The sequence below is a fragment of the Nonomuraea sp. 3N208 genome, from assembly GCF_052245935.1.
Taxonomy (GTDB): Bacteria; Actinomycetota; Actinomycetes; order Streptosporangiales; family Streptosporangiaceae; genus Nonomuraea.
The window spans coordinates 126778-144805 of sequence record NZ_JBQQBR010000022.1; the positions used below are offsets into that span (position 1 = coordinate 126778).

An 18028-nucleotide genomic window follows, 5' to 3' on the forward strand; every position below is an offset into this window, starting at 1 on the left:
AGAGCCACTTGTGGCGACCATCGATGTAACAGAGAAGAACTTCAACGACATCGCCGACAAGGGGATTGTCCTGCTCGACTTCTGGGCCGAGTGGTGCCCTCCGTGCAAGAAGTTCGGGCCGATCTTCGAGCAGGCGTCGGACAAGCACGACGACATCACTTTCGGCAAGATCGACACCGACGCCGAGCAGGGGCTCGCGCAAGGTTTCGACATCACCTCGATTCCCACGCTCATGGCGATCAGGGACGGCATCGTGGTCTTCGCCCAGGCCGGGGCCATCCCCGGGCCGGCGCTTGAGGACCTGATCCGCCAGGTGCGTGCGCTCGACATGGACAGCATCAGGGCCGAGCTCGCCCAGGAGATGAAGAACGCCGAGCAGAGCTGACAACGCGAAAGCCCCGCCCTTCGCAGGCGGGGCTTTGGCGTCTTCAGAGCTTGCGGCCGGCTCCCACGTATCCGAAGTCGATGGCGTTGCCCGGCCCGTCCGGGTCGTCCGGACGCCATCCGGCCGGGTACGTCAGTCCCGGCTCGGCAAGCTCGTACCCGTCGAAGAACCGCAGGATCTCCTCGCGGGCGCGCAGGTTGAGCGAGGCCGTGGCCTTCTTGTAGATCTCCAACGCCTGCGGGGTCGTGTCCGGCGTGCTGTCCACCGCATGGCTGATCACGAGGTGGCTGCCGGGCGCGCTCACCTCCCGCAGCTTCGTCACCAGGTCGTAGGCGTTGTCGTCGGGGACGAAGTGCAGGACGGCCAGCAGCAGGAACGCCACGGGCCGGTCGAAGTCGATCAGCCCGTCCAGCTTGTCCAGGAGCACGTCCGGCTCGCGCACGTCGGCCTGGATGAAGTCGACGTTCTCCCTCCTGGCCAGCAGCGCCCTGCCATGCACGCACACCACGGAGTCGTAGTCAACGTAGACGACGCGCGCCTCGGGGGCGATCTCGTGGGTGTTGCCCTGGGTCGGCAGGCCGGCGCCCAGGTCCACGATCTGCCGGACACCCTCGTCCACCACGTGCCGCACCGCGCGCTTCAGGAACGCGCGGTTCGCCCGGCAGCCCTCTTTGGTGTTGGGGAACGTCTTGAGTATCTGTTCCGCCGCTGCCCGGTCGGCCGCGAAGTTGTCCTTGCCGTCGAGGTAATAGTCATACATGCGCGCGACGTTGGGGACGTTGGGGTCCACCCCCTCGGGGGCTCTGTCCACGTTTTCTCCCATATTTGGCGACTTGGGGGCGATCATAGTGCCGCCGCCCCCACCGGAACCCGAAAATCGTTCTAGTCCTGCCGCCAATGAGACGCAGATCACGCCGCCACGGTGTATTGGGGTCCGCGAGGGCGGCGGGTCGGCCGCGAACGGCCGCGGCGCGCGGGCCGGACGCGATCGTCCGGCCCGGCCACGGGGTCAGCCGCGGTAGAGCTCGGCCACGCGGAAGGCCAGGTCAAGCGACTGGCTGCGGTTGAGGCGCGGGTCGCAGGCCGTCTCGTACCGGGTCGCCAGGTCGCCCTCGAGGATCCCGTGCCCGCCGCCGACGCACTCGGTCACGTCGTCGCCGGTGAACTCGATATGAATGCCGCCGGGATGCGTGCCGAGCGCCCGGTGCACCTCGAAGAACCCGGCCACCTCGTCCAGCACGTCGTCGAGCCGCCGCGTCTTGTGTCCGCTCGGCGCCTCGAACGTGTTGCCGTGCATCGGGTCGCAGATCCACGCCACCTGCGCCCCGGAGGCCGTGACCTCCTTGACCAGCGTGGGCAGGTGCTCGCGGATCTTGGAGGCGCCCATCCGGGTGATGAACGTGAGCCGCCCCGCCTCATTGCCCGGGTTGAGCCGCTCGACGAGCGCCAGCGCCTCCTCGGGCGTGGTCGTCGGGCCGAGCTTGACGCCGATCGGGTTGCGGATGCGCGAGAAGAAGTCGACGTGCGCGCCGTCGAGCTGGCGGGTGCGCTCGCCGATCCAGACCATGTGCGCCGACACGTCGTACGGCAGCTCCGTACGCGAGTCGATGCGCGTGAGCGCCCGGTCGTAGTCGAGGATCAGCGCCTCGTGCGAGGAGTAGAACTCGACCGTGTGGAACTCTTCGGGATCGGCGCCGCAGGCGTGCATGAACGCGAGCGCCTGGTCGATCTCCCTGGCCAGCTGCTCGTAGCGGCGCCCGGCCGGCGACCCGGCCACGAAGTCCTGGTTCCAGGCATGCACCTGGCGCAGATCGGCGTAGCCGCCCTTGGTGAACGCCCGCGCCAGGTTCAGCGTCACGGCCGAGGAGTGGTACGCCTTGAGCAGCCGCCACGGATCCGGCCGGCGCGACTCGGCGGTGAACTCGAAACCGTTGACCATGTCGCCCCGGTAGGCGGGCAGCTCGATGCCGTCGCGGGTCTCGGTCGGCTTGGAACGCGGCTTGGCGAACTGGCCGGCGACCCGGCCGATCTTCACGACCGGCACCTTGCCCGCGTACGTCAGCACGATCGCCATCTGCAGCAGCGTCTTGAGCTTGTTGCGGACGTTGTCGGCGGTGGCGCCGGAGAAGGTCTCGGCGCAGTCGCCGCCCTGCAGGACGAAGGCCTCGCCGCGGGCGACGGCGGCCAGCTGGTCCTTGAGCTGGTCGCACTCGCCGGCGAAGACCAAGGGGGGCAGGCCGCCGAGCTCAGAGACGACCTTGTCGAGCTCGCCGCGGTCAGGCCAGTCGGGCTGCTGCGCCGCGGGGAGGGCTCGCCAGGAATCAAGATCCAGAAGATTGCTGCTCACGAGATACGAGGGTATTCCACGCAGCCCGCCGCTACCGACCCCAATGTCCACGTTTTGATATCCGCTCCGCGTCACTCGATGCGAAATGAGCAGGGCTCAGGGCCATCCGGCGTGCCCGAGCGACCGAAGTACATGCGTGAGCCGCCTCTCACCGTGGGAGTGGATGATGAACGACGAACTCCACACCCTCTCTGGCGCCTACGCCGTGCACGCACTGCCGTACGCCGAGTGGGTGCTGTTCGAGGAGCACCTTCGCGCGTGCCAGGGATGCGGGGCCGAGGTCAGGCGTCTGCGGGAGACGGCCGCCAGGCTGTCGGAGATGGTGGCCGAGCCGCCGCCCGCCATGCTCCGCAGCCGCCTGCTCGCCGCAGCGCACCAGTCACGCCGCGAGGCCGACGCGCCCACGCTCGGCTACCCGGCGCCGCCCTCGGCACCCGGGGAGCCCCCGACGCTCCGGATCCTGCCCGAGCCGGCGCGGGCACGCGGACCGGCCGCCCCAGGGGCGGAGTACACGCCGGAGGTCCCGGCGCGGGCCGAGGGCGGTGGCGGAAAGGTGGTGCCGCTGCGGCGCAAGCGGTCGAAGGTGCTGGCGGGGCTGGCGGCTGTGTCCGCGGCGGCCGCGGTCGCGTTCGGCGCGGTCGCCTTCGACGCCCGTCGCGACCTGGGCGAGCTCACCGTCAGGAACGACGAGATGGTGGCCGTGCTGGCCGCGCCCGACGCCAAGACGCTGCGCCAGCCGGTCACCTCCGGCGGCACCGCCACAGTGGTGATCTCACGGGCCGAAGGCCGGATGATGTTCGCCTCGTCCGACCTGTCCGAGCTGCCGGCCTCCCGCGAGTACGAGCTGTGGCTGATGGGCCCCGACGGCCCGCGCCCGGCCGGGATGCTGGGCCGCGCCGAGGGCGGCGTCACCACCCCCGTGTTCGTCACCCCGTTGCGGGAGGACGACAAGGTGGCGCTGACGGTAGAGCCGGCCGGCGGCTCCCCGAAACCCACGACGCAACCCATCATGCTGGCCGAGCTGCCCGAGGCCTGAGCCGAGCGAGCCCGCAACCGCCCGGGGCCTGGGCCGGCCGGCGGGCGGTGCTGGACCGGTTCGGCGCCGCCGCGGCGTCTGGGCAATGATCACCGGCTGCGAGATAGTGCGGGCATGCGTAGAATCGCGGCTCTGATCATGGCCGCTGCCGTCCTGTCCGCGCCCTCCGTCCCGTTATCCGCCGCCGCTGACACCACCGACGCCGCCGCCGAGCCCGGCGCGGCCACCGTGGTGCCCGTGCAGGTCACGGGCGCCCCGGCTAAGCGGTTCAACCTGATCCTCATGGGCGACGGCTACACCGAGGCCGAACAGGCCGCGTTCCAGGCCGACGCCGACCGGCACCTCAACGTGATGTGGTCCATCGAACCGTTCAAGTCGTACCGGAACTACATCAACGTCTACCGGATCGACATCGTCTCCGGCGAATCAGGCATCAGCTGCGACCCCGGCCTTGACGCACCGAGGAAGACGACCCCGCTGAGCATGGGCTTCTGGGGCCGCTGCAACCCGAACAGCGTCCAGCGGCTCATCACCATGGACAACGCCGCCGCCACCCGCTACGCGAACCTGGTGGCCGGCACCACGCCCGGCAACCGGCAGATCCTCGCGCTGGCCAACAGCGCCACCTACGGCGGCGCGGGCGGCACGTACGCGACCGCCTCGGGCAGCAACAGCATGTCCGCCTTGATCAGCCCGCACGAGCTGGGCCATTCCCTGGGCGGCCTGCAGGACGAGTACGACTACTACCAGCGCGGCGTCCCCGGCGGCGCCTACCCGGGCGCCGAGCCGCCGAGCGCCCACCACAGCCTGCTGACCGAGCAGCAGATGCGCGACCAGCAGAAGAAGTGGTGGCGCTGGCTGGGCGAGCCGAGCGAGTCCGGCGGCCCGATCGGCCGCTACGAGGGCGGCCTCTACTACACGACCGGCGTGTGGCGGCCGAGCGCGCACTCGATGATGAAGACGCTCGGCTACTACTTCGACCAGGTCAGCCGCGAGATCGTGACGCAGCGCATCGCCGCCAAGACCCTGCTGATCCAGGACTCCACGCCCGCGGACGCGCCGGTCGGCGCCGATCGGGTGGTGTGGGTGGAGCCGATGCGGCCCGTGAGCCACTCGCTGACGACCACGTGGACCGTGGACGGCCGCGACCTGCCGGGCGACCGGGACACGCTCGACCTGCGCACACTGGACCTGACGCCGGGCACGCACACGGTCACGGCCACCGTCGCCGACCCGACCGAGTTCGTCAGGGACCCGGCGATCAGGCAGTCCATGGCCAGGTCCCGCACGTGGACCGTGGACACCGCGCTGACCACCCCGCCGGACGGCGTCCAGCCCGCCATCGTGTCGTCGACGCCGGCCGACCGGCCGCTCGGCCGCGCCGAGGTGGTGTACGTCGAGACGACCCACCCGGTCGCCGCCGTCCCGGAGATCACCTGGACGCTCGACGGGAAACGCGTCAAGGGCGGCACCGATCTCGATCTGGGCGAGCTCGATCTCGGCCCTGGGACGCACACGCTCACCGCGGCACTCGGCGGCCGCACGCTCACGTGGTCGATCGACGCCGAGCGGCCGCGTACGGCGTACGAGCTGTCCGAACCGCTGGCCAGGTCGGGCGACACCTACGTCTACAACGGCCCGTTCTCGATGCGGCTCACCGGGACCGACGACCGCGACGGGTATGTGGTCTCGGAGTCCCGGGTGGACGGTGACGGCTGGTTCAACTACTTCGGCTGGCCCACGTCCTCGCAGCTGCCGTGGACGTTCTCCGAGCAGGGCACGGTCATCGACTCGCTCGTGTACGGCAAACTGCCGCGCGGCCGCCACACGATCGAATACCGCTCGATCGACGCGGCGGGCAACTACGGCAAGGCCAAGAGCTTGACCGCCACCACGATCGCGCCGCCACCCGCCTGCACCCGCACGGTCACCGGCGAGCACCGGGGCGCGGTGGTCGTCGCCGACGGCGTCACCTGCCTCGACCACGCCCAGGTGAGCGGCCCCGTCACGGTCAAGCCGGGCGCCTCGCTCGTGGTCTCCGGCGGGCGCGTCATCGGCGCTGTGGCCGCGTCGCGGCCGGTCGCCGTACACCTGCTCAAAGCCCGTGTGGAGGGCGCGCTGACCGTCAGCGGCGCGGCCGAGCTGGTCGTCGTGGGCGCCGACCTGCGCGGCACCGCGCTGCTGACCGGCAACACGGCGCCGATCCTGTCCGGATCCACCGTCAAGGGAGCCCTCGCCTGCGGGGGCAACACACCCGCGCCGGCGGACCTCGGTGTGCCGAACGAGCTGGCAGGCGCCGGGGCCGGCCAGTGCGCGAAGCTAACCGCGGGGGCTGAGGGAGGAGCGTACGAGGCGGTCCAGCATGTCCGTCAGTGACCGCGTCGCGCCGTCGCGGAGTCTGGCGTACTCGTCCTCCGGGTATTGCCGGGGTCCGTTCTCCACCAGCAGGATCAAGGAGAGGTAGGCCCGGTAGAGGTCGAGCCTGGTGAGCGCCGCGGGAGTCAGCTCCAGCGGCGTCACCTCGCGGTAGCCCGCCAGCAGCGGGTCGTCCTCGCGGAGCTCACCGAAGATCGTCGGCGTGACGAACTCGGCGATCGGGTCGCCCCAGAACGCCCGCTCGTGGTCGATGATGGCCTGGATCCGCGGCGTGCCGCGCAGATCCAGGAAGACGTTGCCCACCCACACGTCGAAGTGCACCAGGTGCGGCGTCGTCACCTCGTCGAGCACGGGCGCGGCGTTCTCGAACACCGTCATGATCTCCTCGACCGGCCGGGGCAGCGGCGTCGGATACCGCTCGGTGTCCCCGAGCAGCGCCGTCACCATCGCCAGGAACGCCTCCCGCCACGTCTCTCCCACGATGCCGGCGTGCGGGTAGCCGAACACCTCGCCGGTCACCGCGTTGAACCTGGCCAGATGGCGGCCCAGCTCACGGCGCAGCGCGGCCTCGCCATCGGGCTTGACCTCGTTCCACGACACGCCGTCCAGCGCGGCCAGCATCAGGTAGTCGCCGCCCAGCACCGGGTCGTCGTAGCAGGCGTGCACCAGCGGCGCGACCGGGACACCCGCCCCCGCCGCCAGCTCGATCGCGGTCGCCTCCATGCGCAGCAGGTTGCGCTCGTAGCTGAGCTGGTCCAGGTCCGGGTGCGGCGACAACTTCAGCACCACCTCGCGCCCGTCCTGGAGCGCGAGCCGCCAGACCGCGTTGGCGTAGCCGTCGGTCAGCTCGGTGGAAGCCGTCACGCCTGTGCCCAGAGCCCGGCGGGCCAGCGCGTCGAGCTCGGCGGCGGATAACTGGCGCTTGGTTCTGCTGTCCACGGAACTCCTCGCTGGTCAGGCGGATTCGCGGCGTACGAGATGGGTGTCCAGGATCACGACGGGCTGGCGCAGCGCCTCACCGTTGATGCGCGCCACGAGCAGCTGCGCCATCTGCCGGCCCATGGCCTCGGTCGGCTGGTGGACGGTGGTCAGCGGCGGGTCGGCGCTCACCGCGGCCTTGGAGTCGTCGAACCCGATCACCGCCACGTCCTCCGGGATCGCCCGGCCGGCGGCCTTGAGCACGCGCATCGCGCCCAGCGCCATCGGGTCGGACGCGGCGAACACGGCGTCCACGTCGGGATGCTTCTTCAGCAGCTCGGCCATCGCCGTCGCCCCGCTCTGCTCGGAGAAGTCTCCGTACTCCACCAGCTCGGGCAGGCCCGAGGGCAGCAACGCGTCGCGGTAGCCGGCCAGTCGGTCGACGCCCACGCCCATGTCCTGGGAGCCGGCGATCGCGGCGATCCGGCGGCGGCCGAGGCCCAGCAGGTGCTTGACCGCCTGCCGGGCCCCGGCCCTGTTGTCCATGTCCACATAGCTGTACGGGTGGAGGCCGACGGGCAGGCCGCCCAGTACGGTCGGCACGCCCATCGCCTCGAGCCGGCCCGGCAGCGGGTCGGCGCCGTGCAGCGACAGCAGCAGCACGCCGTCGACGTGCTGCCCCGTCAGGTAGGTCTCCAGACGCTCGTGCTCCTCGGGGGAGCGCGCCATCGCCAGGATGAGCTGGAGCCCGGTCTCGGCCAGCGCCGAGCCGATGCCGCGGATGGTGCCGGCGAAGTAGGGCTCGTCGAAGACCCGCAGCTGCGACTCGGACACCACCAGGGCCACAGTGTCGGTGCGGCGCGTCACCAAGGCACGCGCGGCACGGTTGGGCACGTAGCCGAGCTCGCGGATCGCCAGCTCGACGGCCTCGCGGGCCTTGGCGCTGACGTTCGGCGAGCCGTTGATGACTCTCGACACCGTGCCCCGGCCTACACCGGCCCGAGCCGCGACAGCCTCAAGAGTCGGTCGGTTCATGTTGCCTATTCTGCCGGATGATCTCCGAGTACCAGAGCGCGCTGTCCTTCGGCAGCCGCTCCTGGCTCTCGAAGTCCACATGGACCAGGCCGAACCGCTTGCCGTAGCCCCACGCCCACTCGAAGTTGTCCATCAGCGACCAGGCGAAATACCCCTCCAGGGGCACGCCCGCGTCGATGGCCTCCTTGCACGCGCCGAGGTGCGCCTCCACGTACGCCTGCCGCTCCCGGTCGTGCACCCGGCCGTCCGCCAGCACGTCGTCGAAGGCGGCGCCGTTCTCGGAGACCACCATCGGGATCGCCGGGTACTCCCGCGCCACCCGCGTGAGGACCTCGACCAGACCGCTCTCGTCGATCTCCCAGCCCATCGCCGTCACCGGATGCCCGGCGCTGACGAACGACACGTGCTCGCTGCCCACCCACGGCGAGCCCGAATCCGTGGGAGCCGCCGACGCCGACTGCTTGCCGCCTGGTGCTCCCGAGACCGTGAAGCGGCTGTAGTAGTTGACGAGCAGCAGGTCGATGGGCGCGTTGATGATCTTCATGTCGCCCGGCTGGATGAAGTCGATCTCGACAGGAAGGTCGTTCAGCACGTCCTCCGGGTAACGGCCCAGCATCAGTGCGTCCAGGAAGAACCGGTTCTGCAGCCCGTCGATGCGCCGCGCCGCGTCCAGGTCCTCCACGCTGTCGGTCGCGGGGTTGATCGCGTACAGGTTGACGCAGCCGCCCACCCGCCGGGCGTCCATCGCCTGCACGGCCAGTCCGTGCGCCAGATTGAGGTGGTGCGCGCCCCTGATCGCGTTCTGCGGCTCGCGCCGGCCGGGGGCGTGCTCGCCCGAGGCGTAGCCGAGGAACGCGGCGCACCATGGCTCGTTGACGGTGCTGAAGGTATGCACATGGTCCTTCAGCGCCTCATGGACCGTCGCCGCGTAGTCGGCGAAGCGGTAGGCGACGTCACGGTTGGGCCAGCCACCCTTGTCCTCCAGCTCCTGGGGCAGGTCCCAGTGGTAGAGGGTCAGCCACGGGTCGATGCCGTGCCCGCGCAGCTCGTCGGTGAGCCGCTTGTAGAAGTCCAGCCCCTTCTGATTGACCTTGCCGGAGCCGGTCGGCTGGATGCGCGGCCAGGAGACCGAGAACCGGTAGGCCGTCAGGCCCAGCTCCGCCATGATGGCGACGTCGTCCCGGTAGCGGTGGTAGTGGTCGATGGCCACGTCCGCGTTGTGCCCGTTCAGCACCCGGCCCGGTGTCTTGGCGAACGTGTCCCAGATGGAGACGCCCCGCCCGTCCTCCTGGACTGCGCCTTCGATCTGGTACGCCGAGGTGGCCGCGCCAAACGCGAAGCCGGCGGGAAAGCGCAGCCCGGCACGCGTCTGTTCCTCTTGAGTCGTCACGCCTTGACCGCACCTTCCATGAGTCCGCCGACGATCTGACGGCCGAATGCGACGAATACCAGCACGAGCGGAATGATGGACAGCGCCGTGCCTGCGAAGATCAACGAGTACTCCGTGGAGAATCTCGCGTTGAGCCCGTTGATCGCGATCTGGACGGTCGGGTTGTCCTGGTTGAGCACGATCAGCGGCCACATGTAGTCGTTCCACATGAGCATGAAAGTGTTGATGCCGAGCACGGCCATGCCGGGCCGCACCGCCGGCAGCACGACGTTCCACCAGATGCGCAGCGTGGCGGCGCCGTCCACCCGGGCGGCCTCGACCAGCTCCATCGGTACGGACTGCCGCGTGTACTGCGTCATCAGGAAGATGCCGAACCCGTTGAGCAGGTACGGCAGGATGACGGCCTTGAGCGTGCCCGTCCACTCCAGGCTCACCATGAGCCGGTAGAGCGGCACCACGCCCATCTGCTGCAGCGGCACCGCCATCGTCAGCAACACGAGCACCAGGAGCAGGTTCCGGCCCCTGAAGTTCAGGTTGGCGAAGGCGAACCCGGCCAGCGTCGAGATGATGATGACGGAGACGGTGACGACGCTCGCCACGATGAACGAGTTCGTCAGGCCCGCCACGAACTGGGCTTCCGGGTGCGTGAGCACCGCGATGATGTTCTGGCCCAGGTTTCCGCCCGGCAGGAACTTCGGCGGCGTCGCCACCGCGTCGGAGTTCGTGCGCGAGGCGATGACCAGCATCCAGTACAGCGGGAACGCCGACACGATGATGGCCAGCGCCAGCATGACCCTGGTGAGGACGGTCGGTTTCCAGATGGTCATTTCGTGCCCCCGATCCTGCGCACGAACAGGAAGTTGATCGCCGCGCCGATGAGAATCAGCAGGAACAGCAGCCAGGCGGCGGCGGACGCGTAGCCGTAGTCGAACTCGCGGAAGGCCTCTTTGTAAACGAACATGGCCACCGTCTGGAACTGGCCCTGCGACCCGCCGTCGGGGTTGCCGTTGTAGAACGTCATCGGCTCCGAGAACAGGGTCAGGCCGCCGATCGTGGAGTTGAGCACCACGAAGATCATGGTCGGGCGCAGCATCGGCAGCGTGACCTGCCAGAACTGCCTACGTGGCGAGGCGCCGTCGATCGAGGCCGCCTCGTACAGGTCGCGTGGGATCGTCTGCATGCCGGCCAGGAAGATGATCGCGTTGTAGCCGGTCCAGCGCCAGTCGACCATGGTCGCGATGGCGATCCACGACGGGATGCGCTCCGCCCGCCAGTTGAAGGGATCCACGCCGAACAGGCTCAGGATCCAGTTGACCAGGCCCCAGTCCCGGGCGTACAGCTGGGTGAACACCACCGCGACCGCGACCACCGAGGTCACCAGCGGCAGCAGCACGCTCATGCGGATCGCGAGGCGCAGCCTGAAGCGTTTGTTGAGCGCATTGGCGAGAAACAGCGCCAGGATCATCTGCGGAACGGTGGCGAGGACGAACATGCCGATCGTGTTGACGACGGCGCGCCAGAAGTCATCGTCGCCCAGCAGCGCGGTGTAGTTGCCCAGCCCGGCCCACTCGACGGTCCCGGCCAGGTCGTAGTCGTAGAGCGAGTAGTACAGCGTGAAGGCCAACGGGAAGAGTCCGAAGGCGGCGAACAGGATGAAGTACGGGGACACCAGCGCGTACGGCATCGCCTTGATGTCCAGCCGGGAACGCCAGCGGCGGCCGGGTGGACGATCACGGCGATGGGAGCTCCGCGTCGCGCGCGGAAGGGTGTCGAGGCTCATAGCAGACCTTTCGGCGGCAACATGCCCGGCCCGCTTGTGGCGGGCCGGGCGGGGAGATCAGCCCGCGGCCTTCACCGCGTCGTCGACCAACTGCTGCCAGGCCTTGTCGTGGGCGACGGAGCCGTCGTCCATACCCTGGATAACCGACTCGATGGCGTTCTTGACCTGGGCGTGCTTCACACCGAGGAACACCGGCTGCAGGCTCGACGCCGACTTGGCGAAGATCTCACCGATGGGGGCGTCGTTGAAGAACTCGTTCTTCGCGCCCTGGACGGCCGGGTCCTGCTGAGCCTTGGTGTTGCTCGGCATGTTGCCGAAGTCGGAGAAGATGCTCGCCTCGGTCTGCGCCTGGGTCAGGTAGTCGGCGACCATGGCCGCTTCCTTCGGGTGCTTGGTCTGCTTGGGAACGGCCACCCACGAGCCGCCCCAGTTGCCGCCGCCGCCCGGCACGGAGGCGACGTCCCACTTGCCCGCGCCGCCCTCGCCGGCGTTGCCGCTGACCACGCCGAGCATCCAGGACGGGCAACCGAGCGTGGCGAACGCGCCCTTCTGGGTGCCCGCCGCCCACTCGTCGGTGAAGTTGCGCAGCTTGGCGGTCAGGCCCTGCTGGGTCATCTTCTGGGCGAAGTCGAACGCCGTCTTCACCGCCGGGTTCTTGTCGACGATGAGGCTGTTCTGCGCGTCGAAGTAGGCGACGTTGCCGTTCTTGGCCGCCTCCTGGTACAGGACCACCTGGTACAGCGTGTTGGTGCCGTCAGCCCACTTGGTGTCCTTGACCTTCGACTGGAACTGCTGGCCGACCTTCATGAACTCGTCCCAGGTCGGCCACAGGGCGCTGACCTTGTCCCGCTCCGTCGGCAGACCGGCCTTCTTGAACAGGTCCGAGCGGTAGCAGATGCTCATGCCGCCGATGTCGGTGCCGAGGCCGAAGACCTTGCCGTCGGCGGTGACGCCGGTCTCCCACTTCCAGGCGGGGAAGTCGGCCTTGCGGGACTCCAGGCCGTACTCCTTCAGGTCGGCCCACCACTCGGGGTGCGCCTTGGCCAGGCCCATACCGCCCTCGTCGATGCCGACCACGTCGCCCGCGCCGTTGCCGGCCTGCAGCCACTGGATCATCTGCGGCCAGTACTGCTGCTCGAACTGGTCGGTGAGGTTCTCATGCTTGATCTGGATGTCCTTGTGCTCGGCGTTCCACTTGGCGACGGCCTTCTCATAGCCGAAGTTCGTGCCGCCGCCGAAGGTCTGCACGCGGATCGTGACCGGCTGGGCCGCCGCAGAGGAGGCCGGAGCGCCGCTGGACTGCGGGGTGCTGCCGGAGCCGCAGGACGCGACGGTCAGCGCCGCCGCAGCGAGCACAGAGGCCGCGGCCAGACCGCCGCGACGCTTGCTGATCATCATGGTGGACCCCTTCTCGGGTGAATGTTGGGGGAGTGCACCGCGGCACATGCTCAGCCGCGGTGGGAGTCTTTGGGAGCGCTCCCACAAAGGGTGCACTTACGGGGTCTACACGTCAATCCACTGAAACGCAACCGTTACCAATGGTGCGATTTGGAAAGTTGAAGCCGGACATATCAGGATAAAGCACGCAAAGAGCGGATTGGGAGCGCTCCCACCACAAGAGACATCTTTTGTGTCGCATCCCGGGCATCCCGCCCGTACGGCACCGCTTGCTTGCAGTCACGTTCCAGGGTTGCCGGACCAACCTGAGGGCAAGGTGTAGTGCCAGCCCGGCTGCCAGGAGAACGGCGCTGCCAGCAGGTCTACCAGCGACGCGCCCGTGAGCAGGCAGTCCAGGGCCCATCGGTTGGCGGAGTGGGCGATCATCAGGATCCGGGCGCCGTCCCATCCCGTTGCAAGGTCGTTGAGGAAGCTGCTGGTGGCCGTCAGCACCTGGCGGTAGCTCTGGCCGTCGGGGAACGGCTCGTCGATGTGCCGGGCGCGCCGCGCGGCGACGAGGAAGGCGCGGCTTTCGCTGAGATCGCCGTAGTCGCACTCCCGCAGTCGGGCGTCCTGGTGAACCGGGGGCGGCCGTCAGGGAAGGCGATGCGGGCGGTCTCGACGGCACGATGCCGATCGGAGGTGAACACCGCCGCCAGCCCATCGGCGCGCCGGCGTTCGCCCAGCTCCCAGGCCTGGCGGTGACCCAGGTCGGACAACCGGCCGGGGAGGTGGCCGGTCGCGATGCCGTTCTGGTTGTCGGTGGTGGTGGCGTGTGTCTCGTAAACGATCTCTACGGCCATGAGCTCTCCTGGGTCGAATGCGATCGAACCGCAAGTGGGAGCGTTTCCAGACTCATCCGATGTACCGGAGAGCGAGTCGTTCGACCACCTGCTGTGAAGAGCGATTGTCTGCACTCGGGCTGTAGAACAAGGGCGATGGTGAGGATCTCGTTCTATCTTGGCGGAGTTCCTGCTACGCAACCTTCCAAGTTCGGTCGCCCACTGTGGCCACCACCTCGACGGTGCCCCCGAGCGCGGCGACATAGGCGCGGACAACCTCGATTCCCGACACTTCGCCGTTCTCGATCCTTGATATCCGTGCTTGGCTCACGCCGAGTGCCTCAGCCAGTTCGGCCTGCGTTACGCCCATCGACTTGCGCATCTCACTGAGCTGATACCCACGCTGGTACGCCTCGCGCCGCGCCCGCGCCGCCTCCCGGCCCGCTTCACGATCCGTATCGCTCCGGGGGTCGAGCTCTCGCGCCTTGGCCTTGACCTCGCTCCATTTGACGAATTCGGCGCTCATCGCTTCTCTTGCTCCTTCAACGCGATCAGATGCTCGGTGAACCGTTCGTCCGCCAGTGGGATCGCCTTCGCATACCACTCGCTCCAGTTCCCCGATTCGTCGCCCGCTACAAGGAAGATCGCCTCCCGGGCGGGGTCGAACGCGAAAATCATACGGATCTCCGTCGTCCCCGACGACGGCGGTCGCAGTTCGTCGGCGAATATAACCAATTCATTATATCCCCTGCTCGGTGTTCGCGGATGGACGTGGCCTGTAGCTGCACACGCCCCGGCTCCCCTTGACCCTCGCCCATGGGAACGAGCCGGAGCCGTCGCCTGTCCGGTTCGTGACGCGGGATGATGCCCCGGACGCAACAGGGCGCGTCGCGCTGCGTCAGTCAGGCGTGTACGTCGTCACTGACGGCTGGGCGCCGGCCAACGATGAGGCAGGTGGGGACGCGAAGCGGACGTCGTTGATCAGATCGCTTTCCGGATGCGCTTGGTCGCGAAAAATGCGCGTGAGTAAACATGGGTCATTGCCCTCGCAAAGCATGCTTACGGCGACATCCTGCAAAGAGCCGCCTCCCAAGGAGGCCCGTGTCCGGTGTGGAAATCCGCCCCTATAGTCGCGGGGACGCCGAGCAACCGGGCCGACCTCCGATCGATCGGACGTATTCCCATGAGTGACGCAGCACCCATCGTTTATCCGATCACCGGCACCGGGCGGCGCCGTACGAAGGCGAGATCATCCAGACCTGGCTGAGCGGGGGGACGGCCATCGGCTCGTGCATCTGACGGGTCGATCGACGGGCGCCTGGCAGCGCCTCGAGGGCCTGGCCACGAGCGGCCTGAAGTAGGCAAACACGGGCGTGGCCGCCGCCGGTCAGCCTTGGCAGGCGGCGGCGCGCTCCTCCAGCAGGGCGCGCTCGCGGGCGTTGCGGGTCATGCTCGCCGCCCGCTCGAACTCGGCCCGCGCCTCCCCCAGCCGTCCCAGCTTGTACAGGAAGTCGCCGCGGACGCTCGGAAGCAGGTGGTAGTCCTTCAGCGACGGCTCGTTCATGATCTGGTCCAGGAGTTCGAGCCCCACCGCCGGGCCGTACGCCATAGACAGGGCCACCGCCCGGTTGAGCTCGACGATGGGGGAGCGCGACAGCTTGGCCAGCTCTTCGTACAGGCCGGCGATGCGTACCCAGTCGGTGTCGCCGGGGTTGAGCGCGCGGGCGTGGCAGGCGGCGATGGCGGCCTGGAGCGCGTAGGGACCGTGGGCGCCGCCAAGCACCTCTACGTGGTCCAGGGCGGCCAGGCCGCGGCGGATGAGGAGCTGGTCCCAGCGGGCGCGGTTCTGCTCCAGCAGGAGGATGGGCTCTCCGGAGGGGCCCACGCGGGCAGCTGAACGGGACGCGTGGATCTCCATCAGCGCCACGAGCCCGTGGACCTCTGGTTCCTTGGGCAGCAGGCCCGCCAGGACCCGGCCCAGGCGCAGGGCGTCCTCGCACAGGGCGGGGCGCATCCAGTCGTCGCCGGCCGTGGCCGAGTAGCCCTCGTTGAAGATGAGGTAGATGATCTCCAGGACGGCGGCCAGGCGGCCGGCCAGCTCGGCGCCCTGTGGGACTTCGAAGGGGACCTGCTTGTCGGCCAGCGTTCGCTTGGCGCGGACGATGCGCTGAGCGACCGTGGACTCCGGGACCAGGAACGCGCGGGCGATCTCCTCGGTGGTCAGGCCGCCGAGCACGCGCAGGGTCAGCGCCACCCGCGCCTCCATCGACAGCGCGGGGTGGCAGGCGGTGAACACCAGGCGTAGGAGGTCGTCCTCGATCTCATCGACCTCGGGCAGCTCTTCCTCGTGCTCCAGCCGGTGCCCGAGCTCGACCAGGTTGCGTTCGAAGCGTTCGTTCCTGCGGATCAGGTCGATGGCGCGGCGCTTGGAGACCGTCATCAGCCAGGCGCCGGGGTTGCGCGGCACCCCGGACTCGGGCCACTGCTCCAGGGCGGCGACCAGCGCGTCCTGTGCCAGCTCCTCGGCGAGGCCGACGTCGCGCACCAGCCGGGCGAGGCCAGCGATGAGCCGAGCCGCCTCGATCCGCCAGACCGCCTCGATCGCACGATGCGTGTCGGTAGCCGTCACGGGCCTATCAGACCAGGGCCGCACGTCGCGTCGCAACCCGCTATCGCTCGTCCACGAGTCGCCGGAGCAGGTCCCGCAGCGTCTCCTGCTCCGTGGTGCTGAGCCGGGTGGCGGTGGGGTTGCCGGCCAGCAGGCCTGCCTCAAGCCGCCGCTTGAGCTGCGCGCCTTCCTGACTCAGACGTACGGCGCGGACCCGGCGATCGGCGACCACCTCATCACGCTCGACCAGCCCGCGGCCCTGCAGCCGGTCCACGGTGATGGTCACGTTGGACGGGTTGGCGCCGAGCAGGTCGGACAGGGCCCGCATCGACATGGCCTCGCCGGCGGACAGCAACATCAGGGCACGCGCCTGGGGCATTGTCAGCCCGGTCTCGGCGACCTTGGCCTCGTAGTGGGCATGCGTGCGGGCGTGCAGCCGCCCGGCCAACTCGATGATCTCCCGGACACACGCGTCCGTCCCGCTTGTCGTCACGAGGGTCAGTGTACGTACTACTGCTAGATCAGCAGTATCTTGCGGCATGAGCAAAGATACTGCTACAACATAAGTATCTTTCCGAGAGTGTGGAGGCACTGATGGATCTGGGGCTGAACGACAAGGTCGCGCTCATCACCGGCGGGACGGGGAGCATCGGTGGCGCGCTGGCCCGGGTGTTCGCGGCCGAGGGCGCACGCGTCGCGTTGACGTACCGCCACAACGAGGTGCGCGCCAAGGAGATGGCCGACGAGATCGGCGGGATGGCGGTTCACTACGATCTGGGCGATCCGGTGTCCGTCAAGGAGGCGGTGGACGCCGTGGTCACGCGGTGGGGGCGGCTGGACGTACTGGTGGCCAACGCCGCGTTGATGAAGCGGCCGGTGCCGGGGCGGGCCTTCGAGGACATCCCCGTGGAGGAGTGGACGCAGGCGCTGCGGGTCAACGTCGAGGGCGTCTTCCACACCGCTCAGGCGGTGCTGCCGGTGATGAAGGCCGGCGGCTGGGGCCGGATCGTCTTCCTGTCCTCCGAGGGTATTCGCGTCGGCATGGTCGGGCGGGAGGAGTTCGCCGCGGGCAAAGCGGCGCTCGAAGGGCTCAGCCGCAGTCTGGCCGCCGAGGCCGGGCGCTCGGGGGTGCTCAGCAACGTCGTCGCACCCGGCGGAACCATGCCGGAGGAGCAGGCCGCGCTGATGGCGGCCAATCCGATGGCGGCCGGCATGCTCGACCGCACGGCCACCGGCCGTTTCTCCACCCCGTCCGACGTGGCCGGCACCGTGGCGTTCCTCGCCTCGGCGGCCAACGGCAACATCACCGGAGCCGTGGTGCCGGTCTCGGGCGGAATGTGATCGACGTGGGCGGCCCGCAGGGCCGCTCACCGAGTCAGTCGCCGGACTGGTCGACGACGAGGCGTTCGCGCAGGGCCTCCTCGCGCTCGAGCTCCTCGGCGGGCATCGAGTCGTCCGGTACGTCCGAGGCGTCGAACACCCGCCACACGTCCAGCCCGATCCCGTCGTGGCCCGGCGGCACCGGGAGCCGCAGCGCCCACTCGATGGCCTCTTCTCTGGACTTCACCTGGATCAGCCAGAACCCGGCGATCAGCTCTTTGGCCTCGGCGAACGGCCCGTCGATCACCGTTGCCTTGCCGCCGCTGTAGGCGATCTGCACCCCCTGCGAGCTCGGGTAGAGTCCTTCGGCGGCCAGCAGCACCCCGGCCTTGGCCAGCGACTCGTTGTAGGCGTGCATGTTGTCGACGAGCTCCTGGCTGGGCAGCGCCCCGGCCTCGGTCTCCTCGTTCGCCTTGCCCACGATCATGAATTTCATCGGTGTTTGTCTCCCTTTCACGCGTGCCGCGTCTCAGCAACGCGTCGAACGGCGGCCGGGCGAATCGACACGCATTCGCGAGAAGCCGAACGTACTCGAGTCCGGTCTCGACCTGCCA

Annotated in this window: 19 protein-coding genes; 4 read left to right on the forward strand and 15 right to left on the reverse strand. The window is 69.0% G+C overall.

The annotated features are described in order from the left end of the window. Positions 1–10 precede the first annotated feature (10 nt). Positions 11–385: a thioredoxin family protein gene (locus tag ACTWPT_RS31135; protein ID WP_443181053.1), complete on the forward strand. Its 375-nt coding sequence runs from the start codon at positions 11–13 to the stop codon at positions 383–385. Positions 386–428: 43 nt separating this feature from the next. On the opposite strand, the gene ACTWPT_RS31140 is transcribed toward ACTWPT_RS31135, so the two are convergent. Beyond that, the gene (locus ACTWPT_RS31140) at positions 429–1196 is read right to left on the reverse strand and encodes an SAM-dependent methyltransferase (RefSeq protein WP_443181054.1); all 768 of its coding nucleotides are present in this window, start codon (positions 1194–1196) and stop codon (positions 429–431) included. A gap of 198 nt (positions 1197–1394) precedes the next feature. Continuing rightward, positions 1395–2732, reverse strand: a complete 1338-nt coding sequence (locus ACTWPT_RS31145) for a class II 3-deoxy-7-phosphoheptulonate synthase (protein ID WP_443181055.1) — start codon at positions 2730–2732, stop codon at positions 1395–1397. A gap of 166 nt (positions 2733–2898) precedes the next feature. On the opposite strand from ACTWPT_RS31145, the gene ACTWPT_RS31150 reads away from it, so the two are divergent. Both ACTWPT_RS31150 and ACTWPT_RS31155 read left to right on the forward strand, forming a co-directional pair. After that, positions 2899–3768 carry an anti-sigma factor domain-containing protein gene (locus ACTWPT_RS31150; RefSeq protein ID WP_443181056.1) on the forward strand — a complete coding sequence of 290 codons (870 nt, stop codon included), beginning with the start codon at positions 2899–2901 and terminating at the stop codon, positions 3766–3768. Positions 3769–3882: 114 nt separating this feature from the next. Next, a complete protein-coding gene (locus tag ACTWPT_RS31155; RefSeq protein WP_443181057.1) occupies positions 3883–6144 on the forward strand; it encodes a M64 family metallopeptidase in 2262 nt (753 codons plus the stop codon). On the opposite strand, the gene ACTWPT_RS31160 is transcribed toward ACTWPT_RS31155, so the two are convergent. The 12 genes from ACTWPT_RS31160 to ACTWPT_RS31215 form a co-directional block, all read right to left on the reverse strand. After that, positions 6088–7083: a phosphotransferase family protein gene (locus ACTWPT_RS31160; RefSeq protein WP_443181058.1), complete on the reverse strand. Its 996-nt coding sequence runs from the start codon at positions 7081–7083 to the stop codon at positions 6088–6090. The two genes, ACTWPT_RS31155 and ACTWPT_RS31160, sit on opposite strands and share 57 nt — an antisense overlap. Positions 7084–7098: 15 nt before the next feature. Continuing rightward, positions 7099–8097, reverse strand: coding sequence for a LacI family DNA-binding transcriptional regulator (locus tag ACTWPT_RS31165; protein ID WP_443181059.1), 999 nt, complete (start codon positions 8095–8097; stop codon positions 7099–7101). After that, a complete protein-coding gene (locus ACTWPT_RS31170; RefSeq protein WP_443181060.1) occupies positions 8078–9487 on the reverse strand; it encodes a GH1 family beta-glucosidase in 1410 nt (469 codons plus the stop codon). The genes ACTWPT_RS31165 and ACTWPT_RS31170 overlap by 20 nt, the downstream gene beginning before the upstream one ends. Then, positions 9484–10314, reverse strand: coding sequence for a carbohydrate ABC transporter permease (locus tag ACTWPT_RS31175; protein ID WP_443181061.1), 831 nt, complete (start codon positions 10312–10314; stop codon positions 9484–9486). The genes ACTWPT_RS31170 and ACTWPT_RS31175 overlap by 4 nt, the downstream gene beginning before the upstream one ends. Next, complete coding sequence (locus tag ACTWPT_RS31180) at positions 10311–11267, reverse strand: carbohydrate ABC transporter permease (protein WP_443181062.1); 957 nt, start codon at positions 11265–11267, stop codon at positions 10311–10313. The genes ACTWPT_RS31175 and ACTWPT_RS31180 overlap by 4 nt, the downstream gene beginning before the upstream one ends. Before the next feature lie 57 nt (positions 11268–11324). Continuing rightward, entirely contained in the window at positions 11325–12665 is a 1341-nt protein-coding gene (locus tag ACTWPT_RS31185) for an ABC transporter substrate-binding protein (protein WP_443181063.1), read from the reverse strand. 279 nt (positions 12666–12944) lie between these two features. Further along, positions 12945–13268 carry a histidine phosphatase family protein gene (locus ACTWPT_RS31190; RefSeq protein ID WP_443181126.1) on the reverse strand — a complete coding sequence of 108 codons (324 nt, stop codon included), beginning with the start codon at positions 13266–13268 and terminating at the stop codon, positions 12945–12947. Beyond that, positions 13151–13507, reverse strand: a complete 357-nt coding sequence (locus ACTWPT_RS31195; RefSeq protein WP_443181064.1) for a histidine phosphatase family protein — start codon at positions 13505–13507, stop codon at positions 13151–13153. The genes ACTWPT_RS31190 and ACTWPT_RS31195 overlap by 118 nt, the downstream gene beginning before the upstream one ends. Before the next feature lie 172 nt (positions 13508–13679). Then, complete coding sequence (locus ACTWPT_RS31200) at positions 13680–14012, reverse strand: helix-turn-helix domain-containing protein (protein ID WP_443181065.1); 333 nt, start codon at positions 14010–14012, stop codon at positions 13680–13682. Next, the gene (locus ACTWPT_RS31205; RefSeq protein ID WP_443181066.1) at positions 14009–14365 is read right to left on the reverse strand and encodes a type II toxin-antitoxin system RelE/ParE family toxin; all 357 of its coding nucleotides are present in this window, start codon (positions 14363–14365) and stop codon (positions 14009–14011) included. The genes ACTWPT_RS31200 and ACTWPT_RS31205 overlap by 4 nt, the downstream gene beginning before the upstream one ends. A gap of 508 nt (positions 14366–14873) precedes the next feature. Then, positions 14874–16115 carry an RNA polymerase sigma factor gene (locus ACTWPT_RS31210; protein WP_443181067.1) on the reverse strand — a complete coding sequence of 414 codons (1242 nt, stop codon included), beginning with the start codon at positions 16113–16115 and terminating at the stop codon, positions 14874–14876. A 40-nt stretch (positions 16116–16155) separates the two neighbouring features. Then, on the reverse strand, positions 16156–16587 hold the full coding sequence (locus ACTWPT_RS31215) for a MarR family winged helix-turn-helix transcriptional regulator (protein WP_443181068.1): 432 nt from the start codon (positions 16585–16587) through the stop codon (positions 16156–16158). A gap of 101 nt (positions 16588–16688) precedes the next feature. Here ACTWPT_RS31215 and ACTWPT_RS31220 point away from each other — a divergent pair, with 101 nt between their 5' ends. After that, positions 16689–17435, forward strand: a complete 747-nt coding sequence (locus ACTWPT_RS31220; RefSeq protein WP_443181069.1) for an SDR family NAD(P)-dependent oxidoreductase — start codon at positions 16689–16691, stop codon at positions 17433–17435. 34 nt (positions 17436–17469) lie between these two features. Here ACTWPT_RS31220 and ACTWPT_RS31225 read toward each other — a convergent pair whose 3' ends face one another. Next, positions 17470–17910 carry a YciI family protein gene (locus tag ACTWPT_RS31225; RefSeq protein WP_443181070.1) on the reverse strand — a complete coding sequence of 147 codons (441 nt, stop codon included), beginning with the start codon at positions 17908–17910 and terminating at the stop codon, positions 17470–17472. Positions 17911–18028 lie beyond the last annotated feature (118 nt).